Genomic DNA, 24,939 nt, shown 5'->3' on the forward strand with positions numbered 1-24,939 from the left:
TACAATAAAAAGTTCTAAGACAATCAATAAATAATTTCTTTTAAGGGAAAAATTCTTTCATATTCAGTACATGATACATCGAAAAGTAGTCCTTCATCATAAATTCGCTCAAACTCTTTGGCCGTAGGTTTCAAGTAAATTTGGGTACGAATACTATCAGTTCCTTTAAGCGTACCCACTGTGGTAATGGAATCTAATTGCGCCAAGTTATCAGGTATATCTGCCCGAGCAATAGACAGGAAGTCTCCCCTTCTTTGAGAAACCACCAAAACTTCCCATGCATCTTCTTTCAATTTTAGGTTTAAAACAAGATGCCCTTTAAAGGGTTTTAAAATCCCTGCATCACCAATTGCAAAAATAGTATCGCGTATAATAATTTGGGAAACTAAGGTATCCCCTTTTTCGGTAATGGGAAAATACCCTTCCCAATCCTTTACGTACAGCTGCCCATTTACCAGTTCAAGATCAGGGTCTGCCACTACTTCTTCTTTGGTTGTTTTAATCAAAAACTCCTTACGCCTTACAAAGACCTTATCGTCAACATACAAAGATGCACTGTCTACCTTGCACCAGTAAATACCCTTGTACATATTCGGAATTGTTGAGAGTGGTTTAACAGCAACAGGTTGTGGTTCTCCAAAAACTACTGCTGGTTGACATGAAGCCAAAAGCAATATTATTACAACTGTTTTAAGAATTCTTATCAATCCTTTTTTCATTTTTAATGTTTTATAATAATTCACTAAAGTTTGTATTATAAAACTAAGGGTAACTGTCAACTTAAAAAATGATAAAAATCAGCAGTAATTTGTTTTGATAACTAATAGCAACGAATACATCGAAACAAATGTTTGATTTACTAACAATGTCCTTGCTTACCTTTTTAACTACTTCTTTAATTTATTTTTTATAAAAATGGAATACTTATATTATCATATGGTATATCAAAAAATATAAAAATTCCAATTAAAATGTCAACAAACAGTAAAAATGCAAGTATAATCAACACTGCTGTATCGAGATCCATATTTAATATTTTAAATTTTCCTCGTTTCATTCTTACCTGGGTCATTCGCTCATTAGTTGTTTTTTGAAATTAAAATCTTATTCAATCGCTCAATAATTGTATCTACAAAAAGTGGAGCATCAGCTAGTATTGATTCGCCTGTTATGGCATCTACACCTTCCATTTTATAACTGCCTTCACCAGAGGTTGTGAGAACAATAATTTTATTACTATACTCAGGATATTCTTCAATAAAAGTTTGCACAGTTAAGGGCGGTTTCCAATTCTCCCAAGTATGCATGATAACGAGAGCGTTATATTTTCTTGGGTCAATAGTCGGCAGTGTTGAAATATCAACAACTTCGATATATACAGAATCAGCTTTAAAATGATCCACTACTCCACTGGTCACCTTATTTTTAAAATCACTGCCCTGGGTGGCAATCAATAGCTTTTTTTCAAAGCTGGGAGTGTTGACTTCATAAGGCGCTACAACATCCATCGAATAGTTGTATTGGTACCATATAAGAAAAAGGAAAAAGACAATCATTACAGCTAAAATTATTAAAACTACTTTTTTGAAAAGTTTCATCTTATTATGGTATTACGAGTTTATAAATACTACTCTTAAAGTTTTTTTTAAATCTTGAGGATAAGACTTCATTACTGTGGCTTTATCGTAACTTCTATTAGATTCTAACAGAAGTTAACTTGGGTTTACCTTCAATATTCAATTCTCATTTTTATAAAAAACTTATTACTGCTTGTTTAGGTCAATAAGCTTAAAATTTACTTACCTATAATTTGTGTAACATTCATTCAATATGAATTATGAGTCAATGATACTTGATAGCTCTTCGCTATCCATTATGTATTCGGTAACCTTAAAAGTCTCTTTTCTATTTTTTCGAAAAGCTATTACGAACTGCTCCATCTCCTTTTCTAAATGTTCGTGCTCTGTTATTACAATTCCTGCATCCTTTGCATTCGAGTCTTCTATCAAAAAACCTAATCGAACATGGTGCCTACTTACTTTTTCAAGCAAGTCTTTAACGCTCACAGTCATTTCTTGCAATCCCAATTTCAGCTCTTTCACCATATCCATATTTTCTTGCTTTGTAATCCAAATAAAATACTTATCGATAAGATGGTGCAGAAATAATAGATCATCACGATAGAACTCAAGATCAGATATCCAATATTTTGTCAACACATAGAGTTCGTCCCATGGTCCATTTTTTAAAAATTCAATGTCTTCACTGTATTTTAAATTACTCATCACACTCAAGTTTTTATTTGTGATTTAAATATAATAGAGTGCCTTATTAATACAAATGACCCAAATCATTAGTAAGATAAATTTCTTATGACGTTAGTCATTTTCACTAACATGAGGTAGCTGTAGATTTACAGTATCATAATAAATCTATTGCTATGAAAACTATTTTATATGCCACTGATTACTCTGAAAATTCGGTTTCCGCATTACGACTTGCATATTCTTTAGCAAAGAAATTAAGTGCAAAACTGATTGTTATGCATGTTTTTGATATGCCCATTACTTTGGCAAGTACAGTTACGGTAACTTATTTGAAAAAGGAAAAAAAGCTATATGTAGAAAACCGAGCCAAATTGAAAAACTTTGTTGACCATTATCTAGATACTATAGAAATGTACATGGATTTGAATTTTGTGGTATATGAAGGTACTTCTGTTTCAAGCAGCATTATAGAAAAAGCTATCAAGTTCAATGCAGATCTGATATGTGTCGGTGCCAAAGGAGCCAGTGTATTAAAAGAATTATTATTGGGAAGTACAGCGAAAACACTCCTAAAAAAATCTCCATGTCCGTTATTGGTCGTACCTACAGGTGGTGAAAAGACAGAAATGAATAAAATGGTCTATGCCACAGATTTTGAGCAGGCAGATATTTTTGCCCTTAACAAACTTGCAAAAATTGCACATCAATTTGATGCACAAATAAGAGTGGTACATATTACAACACGAAATGAATATGATGGTGAGGGCCAAATGGAATGGTTTAAGGAAACCCTAAAACAAAAAGTGGACTATGCCAAAATGGAATTTGACCTCGTCTTTTCAGAACAAATTTTTGAAGACTTACTATGGTATCTTGAAAATGCAGAAGCTGACCTTTTAGTAATGTTGGAACGGAAAGAAGGTGCTTTTTATCAAAAATACTTTCAACCCGACTTGGTACAACAAATGGTAAAAAAAAGTACTGTGCCTTTACTTAGTTTTAATGTCGGGGGACTTTAACTACCTCAACGTCAGAATCAGCAATGATTTCTTGATATTCACTAGTTACCTGAGCACTTTCATCTACTTTTAGCCCACCGATCATAGTATACTGGCTTTTTATTTTTTCTCGATAGAGCCAAAGTAGCCAGCTGCTAAATGCAGGAAGATAACGGATAGTGAAATTGGCCAAATTTCCCAATCCTGTTAATGTTATTCTATTTGTTCTTTTTTCAATCATCTTACGAATGCTTTGGGCAACAGATTCTTGAGTGGCCAAATGCATGTTCGTACGTTTGGGTAAATAGACCAGAGAACCATCAACATCCAAGATTTTTTTATTCGGGTCGTTTTGGGTAAAACCCACAAAGGCGATACCAACATGAACACCATAATCCCAAAGTTCTATTCGAAGGGCCTCTGAAAGTGCTGCCTGGGCCATTTTAGAAGCACTGTAGGCCGAATTGAATGGCATTCCCCTAAAGCCTGCTATGCTATTGATAAAGATAACATGCCCTTTTGTTTTTTTTAGGTGAGGTATGGCATACTTGCTTAAATGGGCAGCCCCAGTAAAATTGGTCTCAGAAAGAATGGTGAAATTTCTGTCTGCCGAATTCTCAATAGAACCCCTACTACTTACCCCTGCATTATTCACCAAAATATCTAGTCTACCATACTTTTTTATGACCATATCAATCAAAAATCTACATTGGTCCTGTTTTCGAATATCTGCAATAGCAGCTTTTACATTACAGCCATTAGCCAAGAGTTCATTTTCTGTACCTATTAATTTCTCATCATCTCTACCGTTTAGCATAACCTCGGCACCCTGTTTCGCCAACTCCCAAGCTATGGCCTTGCCAATACCCATGCTAGAACCAGTTACTAAAACCACTTTATTTTTTAAGTAATTCTTCTTCATACCATTACCATTTTACAACGATCTTTCCCATAGATTTTCGAGATTCCAAAAAAGCGTGGGCCTCTGCGAGTTGCGCTACTTGATATTCGCCACCTACATGTGGCTTAAAAATCCCTTCTTCCGTCAATCGAATGACCTCTTGCATAACCTTTGCTATTTTCTCTGGATTTTCTTCTGCAACTTTCAACATATTGATACCTATCATTCCCTTTGAACCGCTCAAAAATTGTAATGGGTGATATAGCCCGAACTGCAAAAGCACCCGAATTTTTCCAAATATGGTCTTGGTCCGGTTCATACTTGAAATACCAAAAGAAAATACTCTTCCACCTGCCCCGAGCAAACGAAAGTCCTTTTTAACCGATTTTCCACCAACTGGATCAAAAACAGCATCCAAGCCCTTTTTCACAATAACTTTCCTTATAACTTCTTCAAAATCATCTTTTCGGTAATTTATTGGATAGTGCACGCCATTCTTTTTGAGATAGGCCACCTTTTCTTGAGAACCACACGTACCGAAAACAATACACTTTTTATGCAATGCCATCTGAACTAGGGCCGTACCCACTCCCCCTGCTGCTGCATGTATAAGTACAATATCATTTTCTTGTAAATTGGCCATATTGTGACTTAAAAAATAGGCAGTGTTGTATTGGGTCGCTAAAGCAACGGCAAAACCTGCAGAGAATAAATTCGGTATTTTATAAACTACCCCATTGTCGGCCAAAGCAAATTCGGCATACCCCCCGAACTTGGTCAATGCAATAACTCTATCTCCCAATTTCAGATGATGTACCTCAGCGCCGATCGCATCTATTACACCCACCACATCGTAACCCAATATTGCAGGCAATGGAGGAGCTGCTTTGTAAAGTCCCAATCGCGCCATAACATCGGCAAAATTCAACCCAAAGGCTTCTACTTTTATCAAAACCTGGTTTGGTCTAGGCTTGGGCTTATCTGCTTCCCTAATTTCAAAAGCCTTCTCGGAATTTCCGTACTTTATTAGATATGCAGCTTTCATAAATTAATTTGTTTAAGATGTTAAGGTATAACCGTTTGTTATTACCTGTAATGACCAATATCATTTTAAAATCACCTATTAGTAAATAAATTTCATGCTTAAATGGTCTATCTATCTCTATTATGAAAAAAGCCTGGTGTATTATCGTAGTCTTATCTTTCAATTATCTATTCGCCCAAGAAGACAAAACATTCAGTTCATATGCAACCCTTGAAGGTGTTAAGACTATTGAAATACATAACAATCTTTGTGTTAGTCTATACCCAACATATTTTTATGGTGTACAGATTAAGGGAGATAGGAGTCTAAAGGACATTATAAAATGGAAATTTGAAAATTCAACGCTAATACTTTATACGAATCAAGAAAACCCTTTGGCCAGTACTACTGAAATTATTCTTTATGTAAATGAACTGAAAGAAGTAAAATTGTCAGAAACGGCTTCAATAGAGACCAATGAAAAATTAGCTACAGACAGCTTTACCCTGTATTCTTTAGGAGAATCCTATTACGACCTACTAATCGATTGTCAGAATTTTAATTTAATTATGGATGGTTCGAGTACAGGAAATATATCTGTAGAAGCAAAAAATGTATCTATAGATGCGAAAGGAGCCTCAAACACATCAATGAAACTAAAATCTAACAAAGTTAATGTGAAACAATCGGACAAGAGTATAGTAAGCTTAAATGGAAAGACACAATCATTAAGTGCAACAGTAGACAACAAAGCACAATTATATGCTTGGGCACTCTTAGCAAAAGACGTGTATCTTTTCTCATCAAACTCTGAGGATATTCAGGTATTTGCAGAAGATCGTCTTAAAATAAATGGTCAGGGCACCGGTAAAATTTATGTTACAGGAAATCCGAAGCAAATTGATACCATCAATTTAAATAAAAAGACAAAGATTATTTACCGTTTTCAATAAACTAGAAATCAATTAAAAAGTCGGGACAGTAAATAGGTATTATAAAAAATACAAATAGTAAAAATAGAACAGCCCAAAGTGCCCACATCAATATAGGATATACAATTAAATTCCCTTTGGAATTAGGTTGTAGTGAATGTGCTATAAGTCCATGTATTCCAAAACTAAATATCAGAAATGTTAGACTAGAAGCAACTATAAGAAAACTTTTCGTATGATTATCTTTTAAGGCAAATAGATAAATTGCCAATGCAATTGAAATCACTATTACTATTCTAAATATTCTTCTGGCCATAATAGGTGGTTATTTTAAGTGGTATAATTAATAATTAAAGGTTTGATGATTACGTTCATTAAAACTCATTAGGGGAACCCTGCCGTAAGACTCCATTTTTTTGACCAGGTCCTGATGAAGCCATTTTTTCAAGCCTTTCTTTTCCCTTTCAAGCATAACCACCAAATCGGCGCCGACATCTCCTAAATAAACTCGAAGCGAATCAAAAATATCATCAGAAATAAACAGTTTAAATTCAATGTTTTTATACATCACCCGTTCTTTAAGCGCGTCTTTGAACCACTCCATCTGCATATCTCCTTTATATTCTTTCTTTGTGGAAATATGAACGATATTGATCTTCGCATCTAAGGGTTTTGCAATTTCGACCAGGCTCTTGATCGTATGAATATCTTCTTCTTCAAAATCTGTGGCATACACAATAGTTTTTATCTCAACATGGCTCATATCAGCTGGTATCGCCAATATAGGGCAAGGTGCATTTTCTATGAGTTGTTTAGTTGTGCTACCCATAATCAATTCTCGTATACCACTACCTCCCTTCATACCAACAAGAATTATATTGGCGTGCCATTCGTTGGCTATTGTAAAAAGACCTTGTATAACAGATTTGTTTTCTACAATCTCTAAATGTATGTTCGGGGCATTCCAATCTTTGCCCAAATGTTCGTTGCAAAATTTCTCTAATTTAGAACGGTGCATTTTAAAATTATCTTTCTCTAAATCCGGAAAAGGTTCTGAAAGCACCTCAGTGCCCAGTACAGTGGGGTAATCGAACACATGTGTTATAACCAAACGAGTACCTAACTGCGTGTTCAATGCATGGGCATATTTTAAAGCTGCTGCTGAATTATCGGAATAATCTGTGGCGTATAAAATTGTTTTCAATTTGATTGCTTTTAATTTGAGTTCAAAACTATTAACCATTAACATGCTAACAAATGACCTATATCATGCTCTTCATTTAAAATGTAGAATATATTTACTCCTCACAACTAATGCACTAGTGTCATGAACGATTTAAGAAAGGTAGTAGATGAAATCGAAAAGCTTACAACGAATATCGAGACCAATTATCCAGAACTTTATCGTTCTTTGGATGAAAATCCATTGACTATTCCCACTAAGCAAAATCCACATATCGATAAGGAAGTCATGCAAGAATACCTAGAAAGTTTAAAGCAATTATTGAAACACCATCTAGAAACCCATAAAAGCGCTAAATAACTTCCATCCAAACCAAGATTATAGTAAAATAATTTTTCGTTTAGAAAAATAAATCGGTTCAAAATCGATAAGACCTTAGCAAACCTGACCCTACAATGGTAAGGGCATTACCTATATTTAGAAGTATATTAAAATCTACACTTTGGCCATAGGGCAAGGTATAAGAGAACAAATATACATACCGATTCTGTAGGCTTTATTCTTTGGGATAAAACCTTTTCCTGTTGATTATTACAAGAACGGATTATGGCTATAAAAATTTGATTAAATACAATACTCGTATCGAATGAAATTCAAGTTCTTGATACATGCATAAAAATATATACCACCTGACTCAAATCATTTTATAACATTCTAGTTTTCAATTACTTTGAGTTAAACTTTTTAAAACCAGCGTTATGAGAACACTACTACTTCACTGTACATTACTCTTTACAATAGTAGCCATCGCTCAGCATGAACGAGGAAAGGACATACTAATTTCAGAACATCAAAAAGATGACATCTATCTGGCTGGAAAAAACATAGATATCAATGCTGTAGTAAGTGGCGATATGGTTTTGGCAGGTAGTAAAATTACGATTCGAGATACCATTTATCAAGATTTAATAGTCGCCGGTGGTGAAGTCATCGTCAAAGGCTATGTGGCCGATGATATACGTGCAGCAGGAGGAAAATTGACCATTGACGCTGAAGTTGGTGACGATGTTATCGTGGCCGGTGGTGAAGTTCTTATTACCGAAAATACCATCATTCACGGTAACCTCATCAATTTTTCTGGTGATATAGAAATGAATGGTGAAGTCATGGGAACTATAAAATCGTATTCAGGAGAACTAATAATAAATGGAACTATTAACGAAGAAGCTGAGCTATTTGGTGAAGACATACTCATTAATGGAGAAATCAAAGGCACCTCTAAATTAGCGGCTTCATCGATTACCATTGGCGAAAGTGCCAAGTTTCATGAGAATGTACACTATTGGTCAGAGGACAATCAAGTAGATTTTAAGAATTCCCTTATCGGCGCAACGGCCAATTTTGATGAAACGCTTATGGGCGACCGACAAGAATTTTCATGGAAAGGTTTTGGTATCGCCGCTTTCGGTTTTTGGTTGTTCTATCTTTTCTCGGCATTTTTGGTTATCGTTCTTTTGAATTGGGCATTTGGCAACTTTTTTTCAACTGCTGCCTCCTATCTAGATACTACCTTTTTAAAGAGCGTGGGCTACGGGGCAATATATCTCATCGGAGTTCCTTTTCTAGTTATAGCAATGATCGTCATGATCATCGGTATTCCTATTGGTTTATTTCTAGGGGGCTTTTATGTCTTCAGCTTACTATTTGGGCATTTAATAACGGCCTTGTTAATTGCGCAATATCTTGGCAAAAAAGCCGATAAACAATGGAATTTTTGGTCAATGGCAATTTTGGCTTTGGGTATTGCCTCGGTTATACGTTTGCTGACCTTTATACCCTTCTTAGGTACCTTATTATCCTTTGTCGTTATCGCAATGGCATATGGATTAATTACATATACACTGTTGCAGAAAAAGGCTTCCTTGAAGTTTGAAAATTGATATGAACGTATCGGCACTTTATTTGGTGTCCATTAGAGAAGATATGAGCTTAGTTCATGCAATGTGGATCAATAGCATGAACTAATAATCCAATATCGATTTGAATAAAAATATACTTGTTTTCAAATCTTATTATGAAGGTTAAAACTTTATAATATTACAAGTGAGAATACACTTAACTATTTTGAAGAAAAAAAATATAAATCTATCTCGATAAATAACTTACAGAATGACCCTGTTAATTATTTATGAGGTAGCTAATTACCAATTTGAAAAAGCTTGTATTTGAAAATATTGTTCAAATACACCGTTAGAATTACTCTTCACACTTAAAAATGATTGAGCCTGTAAAAGGGTTTGACGAATCCGTTTCACTACTTATAAGAATACCGTTTTCAGGAACATATTTTATCTTATTATCAAACTTATCGAACCAATTACCAAATAATTGTGCAATCAATCTCTTCTCATTAAGTTCTTCGATGTACATAGTGCAAAAAATGGTATGATGTGTATGTGTCAATTCTAAGACTTGGTTTAAGAATTTCTTCAATAAATTCGTGCTATTTGTTGCATCAACCTCTATTTTCATTGTACAATCAGTATGTCGCGTAGGATTGTAAATTTTATATTTCAACTTATTGGCCAAGCTTTTTAAGCTCTTTTTAAAAAGTTCATGTAAACCGTTCGCTTCTATTTGAATAGTCACTTGCGGTTTAACTTTGGCAATCCTATCCATATTACGATTAAGATGCCGGTGCTGCTTGTTTAAAATTTGAGTTTCCATAATATTTTTTTTATTTATAAAAAAATCACAAAATGAGAGGTTGTTTTGAACATCTAGAATTTGATCGGATATTCATAAAACAACGCTCTCAATTAAATTGCCAAAATCATTCTTGCATTGAAATTTCGAAGGAAACTTTGGTAGTTACTCTATATTGAACAATTTTATTGTTATCTACCGATACCTGCATATCTTGAATGTAAACTGATCTAATATTATTTATCGTTTTTGATGCTTGTGCAATAACGTTCTCAACTGCTTTTTCAAAACTTTCAGTTGAGTTTCCCATGAGTTCAATGACTTTTAGTACAGACATAATTTTTATTTTTTATGATTAATAATTTTTTTTAAAGAAAGTTTCCCATTTCATCAACTTTGACCCTTACAACTTCATTACCGTTTTCTAGTTTCAACTTATACTTCTTACTTGCTCCCTTGTTATCTTGATAATTCACTAAATAAATATCTTTGGTAATTGTCCATCCAGGAAAACGATTATAAACAGATTCCCTCACAGCTTTCGGCAGGTTGACATTCTTAAATCTTTCTGCTGTACGGATCAGTTTTCCATCTGCATCGTAGGCAGCTAAAATAGTGCCCTCAGGAATAAAAAAGTTAATCTGATATAAATCATAATCATCTTGATAAAACTCAGAATCTTTAACATCGAACGATGCGACCTTACGTTGTAATAATTCTACAGGAATCGATGCTTCTTCTTTTGTATTTAATTCGTTCAAGTACTTATAATTAGTTGCATACACAGATACCTCAGATAACTTCTCTGTCTTAATAATTTGGGAATAAGCTTGAGAGCTTAACCCAATTGCCAATAAACCTAATAATACTTTTTTCATGATTTTTAATTTTTTAGTTAATACTTAAATGTTCGTGTTTACTTAATTTTTCACTTGTTGCTATTGGCTAAATTATTGAGGAATGCCATTGTCTACAATGACCTGTATCAGTTGAAAAAAAATGTATAAACCGATTAATTATCAATTTTATAAGTACTGACCAAAATCATATGCCGTACAACGTGTAAGTCTTAGTTTTAAGAAAAGCTAAGAAATACCGGAGGTTATGAGAAGAAATTAAAATAAAAAGGAGTCTATTGACTATTGAACTATTGACCAACAATTACATTGGTCATTTAGCATATATTTCAAGCTCTTACCCCCCAAGTAGTACCCATTACATACTACTATGTTTATGCTACCAATACGATTACCGGTTATTCGTCTGAAGGGCACAAAATAGTTGCTATGTGTAAAAATTCAATAGTCCAATTATGTGCTGATGGGATTATTTCGGTAGATAAATGGCAATCAAATCTGCTAAAGCGTTCAATACAAAATTCGAATTATGCGGACAAGCACCTAGCGATTTTCCTGAATTTGCCCAATTTCTGGTCGATGAGGACATTGATAGTAATTCATTTAACCCCGATGCCTTTTTACAAGGTACCGGGAACATCAACAAAGGTGAAAAAAACGAACTAACTCTAGGCTAGCAGAAAGCAGTAACTATAAATTCATTTTAAATAAACACAACTAATTGAACAGAATCTTCACCCTTACCGTAAACCCAGTCGTTGATAAAAACACGACAATACCAAGTTTAGTACCTCACAAAAAGATAGGATGTACTGAACCAGTATATTATTCTGGCGGAGGTGGCATCAACGTTTCTAGGGCCATAAATAATTTGGGAGGCAAATCAGTCGCCATTCATTTCTCTGGTGGGCGTATAGGAATACATCTTCAAGAATTATTATCAAATGAAGATATTGAACACTATGTTATTGACTTGAAAGGAACAACGCGTGAGAACCTTTCAGTATTTGATACCGCTACAGATTTATATTATCGTTTCGGACTCCCAGGACCGACCGTAAACGATAATGAATGGCAAAAAGGTTTGAACATAATTGAAAGCACTTTAAACGAAACCGATTTTTTAGTAGTCAGCGGAAAATTAACTTCAGGTATCCCAGATGATTATTATATGATGGTAGGCGAGATAGCCAAGCGAAAAAGAGCAAAATTTATTTTAGACACCAAAGGAAGAGCCTTAAAGCACGCCATAAATACGGACATTTATTTATTTAAACCAAATTTATCCGAACTCGCAAGTCTTTATGGAAATGAGATGTTATCAAACAAGATGTTAGAAGAATCTGCTAAAGATTTTATGGCAACCCATAATTGCAAAATCATGGCCGTATCATTAGGGCGTCGTGGTGCTTTATTGGTTACTGAAGATATTCTTGAATACATACCGGCGCCCATAGTCCATGAAAAGAATACGATCGGTGCTGGCGACAGTATGTTAGCTGGTATGCTTTTGAAAGCACAGGCAGGGCATACTCCCAAAACTATGATACAATATGGAGTCGCTGCTGGAGCCGCCGCTACCTTAAAACGTGGAACCCAACTTTGTCAAAAAGAAGATGTTGAAAAAATCTTTAAATGGGTGAAATTAAATGTTTCTGTCAAATAAATAGTTAACCGGCCAATACTATATTTGAGATAAGAAAACATGACTATCTTATCCTCATATCTTAAAATAAGATCCTTCGTATTTAAAAAAAATTACCTGTTTGGGCTAAAGGTTCTTTTAATTTTCAAGAAATACATAACTGCAAACATTCGTAAAACCTTTAATGAACAATTTCAATACCCTTGAATTAGTGAATACATCGGTTACTGGTAAAAAACACCCAACTTTAATTTCTTAATTACCTGTAAAACTAGTATGCTAAAGTAAAACCTAATACTTTTTTATTTCTCTTACGCGGTTAAGAATATATTCGAATTATCGTAAAACCTGGCATAATTATTTACCCATCAGAACAACTAATCTAATTTGTTAAAATATTCTATACTGATGCACATCATTTTAAGCCGCTTAGCATCATTATACATTTACTCTTAATAGTATAAGCCAAATCTAAATACTTTGACTAGATCCAAGCAGATAGTCATTTTTAACCTATACCATTATTGGCGAATTACAAATAAAAAAAATAAACAATTAAATAATTTACAGATGAAAACAGATGCAACAATTAAATTAGATGTACAAGACGAACTGGCATGGGAACCTAGTATAGATGAAACCAAAATCGGCGTGGCGGTAGACGAAGGTGTCGTTACCTTAAGTGGTGAAGTGGATAGCCATTCAAAAAAAATAGCAGCTGAAAAAGCGGCCAAACGGGTGAGTGGCGTAAAAGCGGTCGCAGAAGATATCATGGTGAAATATCCGTCAAGTTTGGATAAATCTGATACTGAAATTGCCAAGGCCGCTGTTGATGCTTTAGAATGGCACTCTTCAGTACCAAATGACGCTGTTATTGTAAAAGTAGAGAATGGTTGGGTGACTCTTTCGGGAGCTGTTAAATGGGCTTACCAAAAATATTCAGCTTCAAATGCCGTAAAAGATTTGGTAGGTGTTAAAGGCGTATCCAATAGTATTTCGATCAAACAAGATGTAAAACCTATATTGGTGAAAGACACCATTGAGGAAGCTTTTGAGAGATCTGCACGAATCGATGCAAAGGGGATTATGGTCTCTACCGATGGTAATACCGTAACCCTTAGTGGAAAAGTAAACTCAATCAAAGAAAAAGAGGAAGCGGAAAAAGCGGCATTTAGGGCTCCAGGAGTACTTCATGTTGTTAACAAACTTAAAGTTCAATACTATCCCACATATGCATAATCTTTAGGTAAGCTTAGTATAGTATCAATGAAAAAGCTCTTTCTTTATATCTATAGTTAGGGCTTTTTCATTGGGTCAAATTCTATAAGATTTAAAGTATGAAGATTATTCTATGAAATATAAATTAGGTCTTAGGGTAGTTATTAAAAACATTTAAATCTCCACACAAAATATTGAAGCTGTCACTTTCAAATTTGAGCACGCAATACTGGCTGATGAAACGACTATTTTTTAATTATCAAATCAATAGTATAATAAGTAAAAGCAGTTACTATATATTCTCAATTACTTGGCTCTGACCATTGCCCAATAGGCTAGGAAATCGATATTCAATCAGCTATGATTAATTAAATAGGACTGTAACAAACTTACCTGAAAATCACCTACGACCGAAAGTTCTACATCTGCATTAATCATCACTAGGCCATAAGCCAAGTGGGATAGTTTACAATCGTTTATAATTTGTCTTTCGATCCCACTAAAAACCGGTTTGAAATGTTTGTTCAATTCCAATCCTGAAGCCTTGCTTATATTTATCGCCTTAATAACCGCATCTGATATCTGCTTGGGTGATAGGCCTTGTTCCAATAGATCACTAGCTAAATACGTCATTTGTGCGCTATAGTAAAAATCCATAAAACGGGCAATGCTATCCACAGGTCTAAAATCATTTATAAATACGGTCAGTTCCATAGCTTTAGTTTTTTAACATTTAGAGTTTCTTGACATACCCGAACACCATTTTTTTGAATTCCCTGAAATCATTGGTGAATAAATCCATTCGCTCACCAAGGCTTCTATGTTTATCACGGTAGTCCATGTCAGATAATCCTTTTTGACCTTTAATTAAATGTGATAAAAGGCGCTCATGCTGTTTAATATCGTCTTCTAAATAATCAAACAGATTTGCATGTATTTGGTCTAAATTCTTCAACATTTCGGTATACTCAGATGTCTTTTTTTTATCCTTATTCAACAAATTGGCAAAGAATTTGGTTTCGTCTTGCCAGAAGGCAATGGTTTCTAACCACTCTCTACTTTCTTGATGAAGAACATCAAGGCTCGCACCCAATAGTAATAATGCTGCTTTTGTATTTGAAGTTGCTGTTTTCATTTGAATTTTATTTTGATTTTATTACTCCTCAAAAATTCAAAATAGTTTTATAGCACCAAATGATTTAGATCAGTATAAATTCTCACTAAAAATATAGGCGTAATAAATTAGTACTAAAACTGACCAACGTCATTTTTAAAGCCTTTTGAATAAAGTAATTTTATGTAAAATCAACATTACATGAAATCAGATGCACAAATAAAACAAGATATATTAGACGAACTCGTGTTTGAACCCAATATAGACGAAACACAAATAGGAGTTATTGTTGAAGATGGTATTGTAACACTAAGTGGCGTTGTAAATGAATACCACAAAAAAGCCTTGGCCAATAAAGTTGCGAAGCATGTTGCTGGCGTTAAAGCAGTTGCTGAAGATATTGAGGTAAAATATGGTGAAGATTTTAAAAAGACCGATAAAGAAATTGCAAAAGCAGCGGTACACGCATTGGAATGGAACGCTAAAATACCCAATGAAAAAATCATGGTTTTTGTTGAAGATGGTTATATATATTTATCAGGTAATGTAGCTTGGGATTTTCAACGAAAAGAGGCAGAATACAGTTTACAAAACTTATTAGGAGTAAAGGGTGTCGTCAACAACATCGAGATAATACCAGTGGCAAAAGCCAAGAATATTGAAGAGCAAATTACCCAGGCCTTAGAGCGTTCTACCAATTTGATGGCCAAAGGTATTCGAGTTCAAGTTGATGGTGACACTGTTCAGCTTAAGGGAAGGGTTCATTCTTTAAAGGAACGGGAATTGATAGAAAAAACAGCTTATAAAGCTAATGGTGTTCGACATGTACAAAATGATATTGTGGTACAATCTTACCCCGAGTTCGTATAATATAAAAAAACAGCCAAACTGACCTAGGTCATTTTAGATATCAAAACAACAATGCAACTTAGCTGTATCATTAAAAGTTCATTGAAAAACAACAGTTATATTTAGTATTCATAAAGAGTACTAAAATGCAAGAAAAGAAGAGGTTGCGAAAACTAGTTGATACCTTTTTAATCTCGAACGGATATAGCAATATGTTTAAGTAGGATCATTATAGTAGAAATTAAGTTGAAGAACATCTTCTAGGAAACCGAGGTATTTCGGTACTTCGGTTTCTTTTTTAAATACAAAATTGGTTTTTAGTTCTGTAAGGAAAAAGAAACCATAGCGTTTCGGATGATGCCGTAAGTGTCAAAATCAACTTTTGAATCAATTTAGAGATAAAATGATGTAAAAGTTAGATAGAAATCATAAACGAATTCATACGTTTCGTGTGAAACAGGAGGCCTCGGTCTCCTGTTTTTATTTGTTCTATTTTAAAATATAAGTGATGAGAGAATTACTCTAAAATGTATCATGCTGTGAATTTTATTTTTAAAGTAATTATTCAATGATTTTCAATTCAGGATCATAACCTCTTACGAAGAGAAGAAAACATTCCTCGTTCAAATCTTTTAAATATTTGGATGAATTATTTTCGGTTATACCAAGACCTCTTAGAATACCATATGGTCCAGAAGGTATTTCACCAAAACTGTAACATGATTTTCATTCAAAAACTGGGAAGCCAAAGAACCTGTTATGAACAGTGTACCTATTTCGAGATAACAGAAAATCGCAAAATCAGTTTTTCTCCCAATACCCCATTCAAATAATGCTTTAATTCCGTTTTGGCTAATTTGGTTTGTTTATTGTTCAGTAAACAATCTTGCCCTAATTTTCCTAAAATGGAAATATTTGGTTTTACTGAAGTAGTATTACTTATTTCTAGAATTGCCTCTTTAATATGGGGTGGCCTTCGATAAATTTTAATTAAAAAAGTACCGAGAATCCTGTTTTAACCATATTGTTTTCACGACTTCATAAGGTTTGTAATAGATGTAGATAAACAAGTTCCACTAAGGCATATTTAAACAACTCCATACTTTTTAAGTATAATTCAAGTCATTTCAAGAGCATTTTCCCCAAGTTGTTTTTAAGCAGATATTAAAAATGATTAAGTAATAGTAGTTCACACGATTTAACAATCTGCAATATGAAGTAATTCTTCTTTATCTAGAATAATGATTCTTCGACCACTATCTGTTGTAATCAAACCTTCATCTTTAAAATCGGAAAGTGTGCGAATGGCAGTTTCGGTGGCCGTGCCGATCATACCTGCAAAATCTTCACGAGGAATTGACATACCCTTGTTCGGTTTGTCTTTAATAAGACCTTTCTCGTATAGTTCCAATAGTGCTTTGGCCACACGTTGTCGCACGGTAGCAAAGGCCATATCTACTAGATGTGTCTGAACGTTTATTAAGTTATTAGAAATCAGAGAAATAAATTTTTGAGAGACCGCTGGGTTACCATTAAGCAATTTTATAAAATCAGACTTAGGTATGGCACAAAGTTCAGCCTCTTCCATAATAACAGCATTTTCTACATAGGTTCCGGCAGCATGTAATAATGATAATTGCCCAACAAAATCACCTGGCCCATAAAGCCCTGTAACTAATTCTTTACCAGACTCGGTACTTTTGTAGGTTTTTACGTTTCCACTTTCTATAAAGTAAAGTGAATGGGCATTGTCCCCTTCCCAAAATATAATTTCCTTTTTTTGATAGGGCTTTAGGCTATGGTTTTTAGAGAGGCCTTCCATATCTTCATATTCAGAAACTTCACCAAAAAATCTATTGAGACCCTCTAAATTTTTTATGATTTCTTTTTTTAAATTCTCATGTTTATTAAGACGACAGGCAATTGCATCCAACAATTCTTGTTCCTCAAATGGTTTTGTCAAATAGTCATCTGCGCCTAAGTTCATACCCATTCGCATGTCCGACCTATCTGTCTTTGCCGTAAGAAAAATAAAGGGTGTACTAGCTATACTACCATCTTTTTCAAAAGCTCGTAGTACTTCAAATCCATCCATTAGTGGCATCATGATATCACAAAGCACTATATCAGGTGTGAATTCCTTCGTTTTTTCTATTCCTATTTTACCATTCTCAGCGGTAACTACCTGGTAATTGGCCAGTTCCAATATTTCTGCTGTATTTTCTCGAACATCTTCGTTGTCCTCGATCAATAGTATTTTTTTCATGTTCTTATTTATTTAGAAGGAAGTTGTACCGTAAAGGTGCTTCCCTTACCGGTTTTACTTTTAAAACCTACAGTGCCATCCATCAGCTCTGTATAGTGTTTGACTATATGCAGCCCAAGGCCGGTACCACTTATATTCGTTACGTTCTCGGCGCGAAAAAAACGTTCAAACAAACTCTTTTGTTCCTTTTCCGGTATGCCGATACCATTGTCTGTGATTTTAATTACTACTGCTTCATTGGCCTGTTGAATTTCCATAATCACCTCTTTGCCCTCTTCAGAATATTTTAAGGCGTTTGACAACAGGTTGATTAAGATGTGGCTCAACAATTTTGGATCTAAAAAGACAGATATTTCAGCACTTGTATACGTTAATAGAATAGTCTGTCCTTCCTTTTTAGTCGACTCCATTTCATCGATAACAGTTTTGCAGTAATCGATCAATTCAAAATATTGAGGTTTTGCAAACAACTTACCTTCTTCCAATTTACTTAGTGATAGAAAATCATTTAGGATAACAACCAAATTTTTTACATGGGTATGTATTCGCGAAACATGTTTTTCTCGTCGTTTTTCCATATCCGGTCCATTTTGCTTTCCTATCAAAATCGCAGAAGATTGAATAATACTTAATGGCGTGCGAAACTCATGAGAGGCCATTGAGATAAAGCGTGATTTTAGATCATTGAGTTCTCGTTCTGCCCTTAAAGCCTTGGATAATTCTACTTGTACTTTTTTTTGTTCGGTAATATTATTGTAAACCATAAGTGCCCAAACCAAACTTTCTTCATTAGACTTTAAGGGCGTGGTATTCACGGCATAAAAATTGCTCCCGAACTCTGCCTCAAAAGAAAGACTTTCACCCGCTATAGTTCTGAGTAGATCTTGCTTTATTTGATTAATTTCCTTTTTGGAAAAAATCGGGATAACATCAATATGTTTTCCTTCAAAATCGTCTTTATTGAGGTACGAATGTTTGAGTTCTTCCCCTTCTATATACACAAGTTCAAAATCGGCATTGAATACCATAATAACCCCATTTGGGAAATTTTCAGCAATTGCGTTGAACTGAGCTTGGCTAAACTTGGCCATACTTTCTGCTAATTTGGTCTCTTGAATCTGATCTTCAAGAATAAGATTGTTCTCGACCAATTTTTGTACCGTAGCTTCTATTTCCCTAGTGCGTTCGGCTACTTTATCTTCTAGCTTAATAGCGTATTGTTCTAACTGGTTTTTTGCATTCTGAATTTCGGTAACATCGTTCTGTACCCCAATGAAGTGGGTTAATTTTTTATTTTCATCGAATAAGGGTGTAATACTCAGATCGTTCCAAAATAGGGAGCCATCTTTGCGATAATTTCGCAAAAACACTCGACATGCTTCACCTTTTTGAATCGCTTTTGCCATTGTCACAATGGCCTCTTGATCTCGATCGTCATTCTGTAGAAATTGACAATTGGCACCTATAACTTCTTCGCGTTCGTAACCTGTCATTTCAATAAATGCATTATTACAATAAATTATGGGTAATTCAAGTTTTTGGGCGTCAACGATAACGATTCCATTTCCGGCAACATTTAGTGCTTTGTTCCTTAAACGTAACGTGTTTTGAATTTCCTTTGTTTTTGAAATATCTCGAGCAATTGTCAACACTTGACTTTTGTTCAATGGTACTAACCTACATTCGTAATCGACCTTTTTGTAGGCCACTGGTACCGTTACTTCCATTGTTTCCATTTGTTGGTTACGAAGAACAGTTGATATTGCCTTTTTCAGCTTATCCCCCACTTCTTTTGGTAGAAGATCTTTTATTTTTTTTACCTCAAATTTAGCTATTGGGCCAACGTGACATGATTCTTCGGGAACATGTAATTCTATAATAGTACCCTTTTTATCATGTATGGTCATTACATCAGGCAAAGCTTTAAGAATAGCCTTGTTTTTATCTACGCTATCGCTTAATTCCTTTTCAGCACCTACTTGTTCGGTAACATCGATACCTGAACTTATCAAACCGGTCACTGTACCGTTTTCATCTTTCAATAAAGCATTTCGCCAACGAATCAATTTACTTTTATTTCCTTTGGCAATCACCCAGTTCTCATATACATCAGGTGCTTCTATTCTACATTTAATTATATCGTCGAACAAATGGTCTAAATCTTTTTGTTCGCTTTTATCAATAAAATGATTAAACCAATTCTTACCCAAAATCTCCTTAGCCTCATAACCAAGTACCTCGCACGCTTTTCGGTTTACCATCGTAATTTTATGGTCAATATCAATAACCAGAAAAATCGATGCGGCAGTATCTAAATATTTATGAAGCAGTTCCTTCTCTTTTGTAAGTGAAACTTCAAATTCTCTTTGTTTGGTAATATCTTGCATAAAACCCTCTAGATAATCAACACTACCTAATTGATCTTCTACACAAGACCCCATTTCCAATATCCATTTTAACTTGTTGGTGGCTGTTGTAATTCGATAGCAAATTTGATACGATTCTTTCTTCGATATGGCTTTTCGCCTTTCATTATTGACCTCGTCCCTATCATTAGTATGAATGAGTGTATCCCAACTTAAATTACCTTGTTCATAAAATTGTTCTGGTACATACCCACTGATAGATTCACATGCGCTGCTAAGAAATTCCATTGTCCAGAGCTTATCCGTTTTACATCGGTATACAATACCAGGTGCGTTCGCAATAAGTGTTCTAAGTTTTCTGTCACTTTCAAAAACGGCTAGATCGGCGTTCTTACAATAAACCGCTGAAATTGTTTGGTCTTCGATAACTGTTCTAACCATTCTAAAATCAATCGCAAATTCTACCCCATTTTTATCTAAACCTAAAATCTGTACTGGATCTGAGGGCGGGTTTTTCATGAAGAATTCTAACTCTTTTTTAAATCTCTTCGGAAAGATGATCTCGATATTTTTATTTATTAATGCTCCTTTTTTGTAACCGAACATACGCTCACTCTTAGCATTTGCTTTTAGAATATTGCCCTCTGCATCAAGCACGAACAAACCTGCTAAAGAAGAGTCGAAAATGACTTGATATATGGAAGCTTCAGTTAATTTTGGTTTTTTTTTACCTTTTTCTTTTAATCGGTTCATAGCGTTACATAAATTTATACTTCTTACATTTCGTATTCTGAATAATATATTTTTGGCAATTTATCTGACCGATTATATTGTTAACAAAACCAATAATTTTTTTTAGATTATTTCTGAAATACACATCACCATGTATTGCATTTCTTCAAATGTATCATTGCTATGCAAGGATAAAAATGATATTAGTCATCAATCAGGTTCGAAAAAGAAAATATTTTTTTTTTAATGGTAGCAAAACGTTTTTCGCCTAAGAGAACTCATAAAAACTGTTTTGGCTTCGGCACAGTACCCAAGCTTTATACACCTTTATCATTCAGAGAAGGTTATTATATAGTTGGCGGTACTTTCAACAATTCAACTAAAAACCTGATTATTTTGTATTGCGAAAAGGTAATGGAAGATTTATGTAAATTCTTTTGAAAAATGAATGATTACCTAATTTAAACAAACCATAATATTTTATATAAAGAATGATATGAATTACATATGGTCACGAATAAGGTTTCAAAACTTTGGTCTCATGCTGACTTGGTTTTAAAACACCGCTTTGAATTGATGTACTATTATATTAGCCAATTCATGTTTTACCAAGGAAATATAGTTTCGAACGTTTTAATAATTGCGCCAGAACCAAAGAACCCATGGCAAATAGCACAACCAAAATCAATTGTTGCATAGAAATGGGCTCTAATGATAATACTTTGGCAACAGGAGTGATTAGATACACACCAAATGTTATTACTAGAGATAAAACTATTGCCCCCCACACCCAAATGTTAGTAGTCACCTCATTGATCCAAAAAGATTCTGTATGTCGTGGTAAATTGAAAACATTGAATAATTGTGCCATTACCAACGTATAAAATGCCATATTATTTATAGTCTCACTTGTTAATTCCAACACAAGATGTGAATAGGCAACAATACCTAAAACTGCAAGACTGATACAAAGTCCGTACAAAATTATTGTGTACCAATCCCTTTTATTAATGATGGGTGACTTAGGATTTTTAGGCGGTCGCTCCATAATATCTATCTCCCCTTTTCCCAACCCTAGTGCTAATGAAGGAAAGACATCGGTTATCAAGTTCAAGAACAAAATTTGCATAGGCAACAAGGGCGACGGAAAGTTCAAAGATGCGGCGACACCAACTGAAAGTATCTCTGCCAAATTACATGATAGTAGATATACCACGAACTGACGGATATTCTCGAAAATCACCCTACCTTGTCTTATTGCTAGTTCTATAGCGGTAAACTCATCGTTCTTCAAGATAACATCTGCTGCTTCACGGGCGGCCTCAGTACCACGAATACCCATTGCGATACCAATATCAGCTTTTTTCAAAGCGGGAACATCATTTATACCATCACCGATCATACCTACTATGTGGTTATTATTTTGATATAATTTGACAAGATCCAGCTTTTGCTCTGGGGTAACGCGCGCAAAAACAGTAGCATTCAATAACCTTTTCATTACAGTCGTATTAGGATTCTTCACTATAAATAGGTCTTTGGCTATCAGCACTTTATCTGGAGAAGCATTCATTTCTAACAGACCTACTTCTTGCGCTATTTTTTTCGATGTACCAGGGTGATCCCCAGTAACCATAACTACTTTTATTCCTGCTTTTTTATAAATATCTATGGTCGCCTTAACATCTTTACGTGCCGGATCAAGAAACCCTATAATACCTAAGAAAGTAAGCCCATCCATTATCGTTTTAGAAGTTGGTATTTTTTGCGTTTCTTTAAAAGCAAACGCTAAGGTTCGTAAACCCTGGCCAGCTAGAATGTTCACCTTCTCTTGCCATTCGCTTTTAGTATCAAAAGATATAATGCCGGTGTCATTCATCATAAAATCGCAATGTGTAATAAGGCTTTCAAAAGCCCCTTTGGCATACACATGAATATGTTCTCCATGATTATGGGCGGTTGCCATAAATTTGCGGGCTGCTTCAAAAGGTAATTCCAAGACTTCTGGATTATCTCCTTTTATAGAAAGCGGGTCGTATCCTAAATATTTGGCAAATTCCAATAATGCCATTTCAATAGAATCACCTTGAGCATCATTAGCATTCGTATCTGCATTATTACAAAGAATACTGGCACGAATTATTGTTTCAAAAACTGGATTTTCTTTAATTGAAGAAGATATTTCTGCGGTATATGCAATATCTACCGATTCGTTACCATAAAGTAATGCATGTACTTTCATACGGTCTTCGGTCAAGGTACCTGTCTTATCCGTACAGATAATATCAGTTGCACCAAGGGTTTGAACCGCTTCCAGTTCTTTTATAATGACTTGGCGTTTCGATAACCGTAACATACCTTGTGCCAAAGCAATGGTCGCCACGATAGGTAGGCCTTCTGGTATGGCGGCCACGGCCAATGCTACTCCCGTTTCTACCATTAATAAAAAATCGTTTCCCCTTATATATCCTGCCACAATTACGGTTATTGCAAAAAACAAAGTCAACCAGATCAACCATTTACTCAATTGGTTCAACTTTTTTTCTAAAGGGGTTCGCTCTTCAACGGCTTCGATACCGAGTTGTTGTATGTGCCCCAATTGTGTATGCTTGGCCGTGGCGGTAACAATTGCCTTTCCTGAACCTGCTATTACCATGGTGCCCCTAAATACCATATTATATTGGTCGGTTATCGGTGTATGTTTGGGTAAAATTCCTGTTTGCTTTATGACCGGGGCACTTTCACCGGTCAAGGCCGATTCTTTTACCAATAAGTTGTCTACTAGTATTAAACGAGCATCGGCAGGAACCATATCACCGGTTCTCAACATAATAATATCGCCAGGCACAACTTCAAATGCCTTAATCTGTTCACTTTTCCCCGACCTAGTGACGAATATTTTTGACTGACCCATTTTACGAAGCGCTTCTAACGAACGCACAGCTTGAAGTTCCATAAAAAACCCAATACCAGCCGAAATTAAAATAACGATGATAATAGCAATACCTTCTAAAATATCATTAAAAATAAATGCGAGTATGGAAGCGGCTATAAGAATATACAGTATAGGATTCAATAACTGATCAACAAGAATGCGCCATCTTTTTTTGGGTGCATATTGTGGTATTTCGTTAGTACCATATTTGTTCAAACGTTGATGGATCACCTCCCTATCTAACCCCAATTGGGAATGACTATCCAAACTGGCTACAACTTTGTCTATGGGAATTGCAAACGGTTTCTCGACAATTATGTCCATTTATATTATGAGTTAAGGGTATAAATTAATACCCTCCGAACCTTACCTATCAACATTTACGTATTTAGGCTTTGGCCGGAGGGTATTGTAAAAAGTAGGGTTAAATTAACTAGTGTCTTAAACACTAGGCAATCTGAACCTTTTTAGGTGGTAGTTTTTTTGCCTCTTCCTTTTTCGCTAGGTTAAAACTTAAAATACCATCGTTGTATTTAGCTTTAATGGCTTCCTGTTTTACACTTTCAGGTAGTTGCAAAGAGCGCTCGAAAGCATTATAACTAAACTCTCTACGTGTATAGTTATCATCGGTTTCTTCTTCAGAGGACGACTTTTCGGCCTTAATGTTCAGGCAACCATTATCAATGGTCACCTCAAAATCCTTTTTACCAAAACCAGGAGCGGCAAGCTCGATTTCGAAATTATCATCAGTTTCCTTAATATTCAATGCAGGTTCTGACCTTTTACCGTTCCAGAAATTTTCTGGTACCATATTTCTGATCCATCCCCGATTTTCGAAGAAATCGTCCATGTCAAAAAAATCTTGTGTAATCAAGTTTCCGAAAGGTTGTCTTTTAAATTTTACTAGTGACATATTATTTTATTTTAAGGTTATACATTTAATTAT

At 34.8% G+C, this 24,939-nt stretch carries 23 protein-coding genes; 8 read left to right on the forward strand and 15 right to left on the reverse strand.

The features are described 5' to 3' along the window. Positions 1-23: 23 nt before the first annotated feature. The 3 genes from AACZ41_RS11275 to AACZ41_RS11285 all read right to left on the reverse strand — a co-directional run bounded on the left by AACZ41_RS11275 (position 24) and on the right by AACZ41_RS11285 (position 2,285). A complete protein-coding gene (locus AACZ41_RS11275; RefSeq protein ID WP_339628562.1) occupies positions 24-719 on the reverse strand; it encodes a hypothetical protein in 696 nt (231 codons plus the stop codon). A 360-nt stretch (positions 720-1,079) separates the two neighbouring features. Then, complete coding sequence (locus AACZ41_RS11280; protein WP_339628563.1) at positions 1,080-1,598, reverse strand: hypothetical protein; 519 nt, start codon at positions 1,596-1,598, stop codon at positions 1,080-1,082. 237 nt (positions 1,599-1,835) lie between these two features. Next, on the reverse strand, positions 1,836-2,285 hold the full coding sequence (locus AACZ41_RS11285; RefSeq protein ID WP_339628564.1) for a hypothetical protein: 450 nt from the start codon (positions 2,283-2,285) through the stop codon (positions 1,836-1,838). Between the two features lie 155 nt (positions 2,286-2,440). Between AACZ41_RS11285 and AACZ41_RS11290 the strand changes: the two genes are divergently transcribed. Beyond that, complete coding sequence (locus AACZ41_RS11290; protein ID WP_339628565.1) at positions 2,441-3,286, forward strand: universal stress protein; 846 nt, start codon at positions 2,441-2,443, stop codon at positions 3,284-3,286. Here AACZ41_RS11290 and AACZ41_RS11295 read toward each other — a convergent pair. Further along, on the reverse strand, positions 3,267-4,187 hold the full coding sequence (locus tag AACZ41_RS11295) for an SDR family NAD(P)-dependent oxidoreductase (RefSeq protein ID WP_339628566.1): 921 nt from the start codon (positions 4,185-4,187) through the stop codon (positions 3,267-3,269). The two genes, AACZ41_RS11290 and AACZ41_RS11295, sit on opposite strands and share 20 nt — an antisense overlap. A 4-nt stretch (positions 4,188-4,191) precedes the next feature. Then, a complete protein-coding gene (locus tag AACZ41_RS11300; RefSeq protein ID WP_339628567.1) occupies positions 4,192-5,211 on the reverse strand; it encodes a zinc-binding dehydrogenase in 1,020 nt (339 codons plus the stop codon). A 122-nt stretch (positions 5,212-5,333) separates the two neighbouring features. Between AACZ41_RS11300 and AACZ41_RS11305 the strand changes: the two genes are divergently transcribed. Further along, complete coding sequence (locus AACZ41_RS11305) at positions 5,334-6,143, forward strand: DUF2807 domain-containing protein (RefSeq protein WP_339628568.1); 810 nt, start codon at positions 5,334-5,336, stop codon at positions 6,141-6,143. Positions 6,144-6,465: 322 nt separating this feature from the next. Here the strand turns inward: AACZ41_RS11305 and AACZ41_RS11310 are convergent, their stop codons facing one another. Further along, complete coding sequence (locus AACZ41_RS11310) at positions 6,466-7,326, reverse strand: universal stress protein (protein ID WP_339628569.1); 861 nt, start codon at positions 7,324-7,326, stop codon at positions 6,466-6,468. A 123-nt stretch (positions 7,327-7,449) separates the two neighbouring features. Between AACZ41_RS11310 and AACZ41_RS11315 the strand changes: the two genes are divergently transcribed. Further along, positions 7,450-7,665 (forward strand): hypothetical protein, encoded by a 216-nt coding sequence (locus AACZ41_RS11315; protein ID WP_339628570.1) that lies wholly within the window; start codon positions 7,450-7,452, stop codon positions 7,663-7,665. A 398-nt stretch (positions 7,666-8,063) separates the two neighbouring features. After that, positions 8,064-9,245 (forward strand): polymer-forming cytoskeletal protein, encoded by a 1,182-nt coding sequence (locus tag AACZ41_RS11320; RefSeq protein WP_339628571.1) that lies wholly within the window; start codon positions 8,064-8,066, stop codon positions 9,243-9,245. 316 nt (positions 9,246-9,561) lie between these two features. On the opposite strand, the gene AACZ41_RS11325 is transcribed toward AACZ41_RS11320, so the two are convergent. From AACZ41_RS11325 to AACZ41_RS11335, 3 genes are all read right to left on the reverse strand, one after another. Beyond that, the gene (locus tag AACZ41_RS11325; RefSeq protein ID WP_339628572.1) at positions 9,562-10,032 is read right to left on the reverse strand and encodes an archease; all 471 of its coding nucleotides are present in this window, start codon (positions 10,030-10,032) and stop codon (positions 9,562-9,564) included. Between the two features lie 106 nt (positions 10,033-10,138). Further along, a complete protein-coding gene (locus tag AACZ41_RS11330) occupies positions 10,139-10,348 on the reverse strand; it encodes a dodecin family protein (RefSeq protein ID WP_339628573.1) in 210 nt (69 codons plus the stop codon). 31 nt (positions 10,349-10,379) lie between these two features. Beyond that, positions 10,380-10,889 (reverse strand): nicotinate-nucleotide adenylyltransferase, encoded by a 510-nt coding sequence (locus AACZ41_RS11335; RefSeq protein WP_339628575.1) that lies wholly within the window; start codon positions 10,887-10,889, stop codon positions 10,380-10,382. A gap of 464 nt (positions 10,890-11,353) precedes the next feature. On the opposite strand from AACZ41_RS11335, the gene AACZ41_RS11340 reads away from it, so the two are divergent. The 3 genes from AACZ41_RS11340 to AACZ41_RS11350 all read left to right on the forward strand — a co-directional run bounded on the left by AACZ41_RS11340 (position 11,354) and on the right by AACZ41_RS11350 (position 13,752). Further along, the gene (locus AACZ41_RS11340) at positions 11,354-11,545 is read left to right on the forward strand and encodes a hypothetical protein (RefSeq protein WP_339628576.1); all 192 of its coding nucleotides are present in this window, start codon (positions 11,354-11,356) and stop codon (positions 11,543-11,545) included. A 44-nt stretch (positions 11,546-11,589) separates the two neighbouring features. Beyond that, on the forward strand, positions 11,590-12,534 hold the full coding sequence (locus AACZ41_RS11345; protein WP_339628577.1) for a 1-phosphofructokinase family hexose kinase: 945 nt from the start codon (positions 11,590-11,592) through the stop codon (positions 12,532-12,534). 549 nt (positions 12,535-13,083) lie between these two features. Then, a complete protein-coding gene (locus AACZ41_RS11350; protein WP_339628578.1) occupies positions 13,084-13,752 on the forward strand; it encodes a BON domain-containing protein in 669 nt (222 codons plus the stop codon). A 333-nt stretch (positions 13,753-14,085) separates the two neighbouring features. On the opposite strand, the gene AACZ41_RS11355 is transcribed toward AACZ41_RS11350, so the two are convergent. Beyond that, positions 14,086-14,445 (reverse strand): hypothetical protein, encoded by a 360-nt coding sequence (locus tag AACZ41_RS11355; RefSeq protein WP_339628579.1) that lies wholly within the window; start codon positions 14,443-14,445, stop codon positions 14,086-14,088. A 19-nt stretch (positions 14,446-14,464) separates the two neighbouring features. Then, positions 14,465-14,866, reverse strand: coding sequence for a hypothetical protein (locus AACZ41_RS11360; RefSeq protein ID WP_339628580.1), 402 nt, complete (start codon positions 14,864-14,866; stop codon positions 14,465-14,467). Between the two features lie 180 nt (positions 14,867-15,046). On the opposite strand from AACZ41_RS11360, the gene AACZ41_RS11365 reads away from it, so the two are divergent. After that, on the forward strand, positions 15,047-15,715 hold the full coding sequence (locus tag AACZ41_RS11365; RefSeq protein WP_339628581.1) for a BON domain-containing protein: 669 nt from the start codon (positions 15,047-15,049) through the stop codon (positions 15,713-15,715). A gap of 1,177 nt (positions 15,716-16,892) precedes the next feature. Here AACZ41_RS11365 and AACZ41_RS11370 read toward each other — a convergent pair. The 4 genes from AACZ41_RS11370 to AACZ41_RS11385 form a co-directional block, all read right to left on the reverse strand. Next, a complete protein-coding gene (locus tag AACZ41_RS11370) occupies positions 16,893-17,960 on the reverse strand; it encodes a response regulator (protein WP_339628582.1) in 1,068 nt (355 codons plus the stop codon). Positions 17,961-17,968: 8 nt separating this feature from the next. Continuing rightward, a complete protein-coding gene (locus AACZ41_RS11375; RefSeq protein WP_339628583.1) occupies positions 17,969-21,079 on the reverse strand; it encodes a PAS domain S-box protein in 3,111 nt (1,036 codons plus the stop codon). 577 nt (positions 21,080-21,656) lie between these two features. Next, the gene (locus tag AACZ41_RS11380) at positions 21,657-24,317 is read right to left on the reverse strand and encodes a cation-transporting P-type ATPase (RefSeq protein WP_339628584.1); all 2,661 of its coding nucleotides are present in this window, start codon (positions 24,315-24,317) and stop codon (positions 21,657-21,659) included. A 124-nt stretch (positions 24,318-24,441) separates the two neighbouring features. Next, positions 24,442-24,906, reverse strand: coding sequence for an Hsp20/alpha crystallin family protein (locus AACZ41_RS11385; protein WP_339628585.1), 465 nt, complete (start codon positions 24,904-24,906; stop codon positions 24,442-24,444). Between the last annotated feature and the right edge of the window lie 33 nt (positions 24,907-24,939).

The sequence above is a fragment of the uncultured Maribacter sp. genome, assembly GCF_963974015.1.
In the GTDB taxonomy this organism is placed as follows: domain Bacteria; phylum Bacteroidota; class Bacteroidia; order Flavobacteriales; family Flavobacteriaceae; genus Maribacter.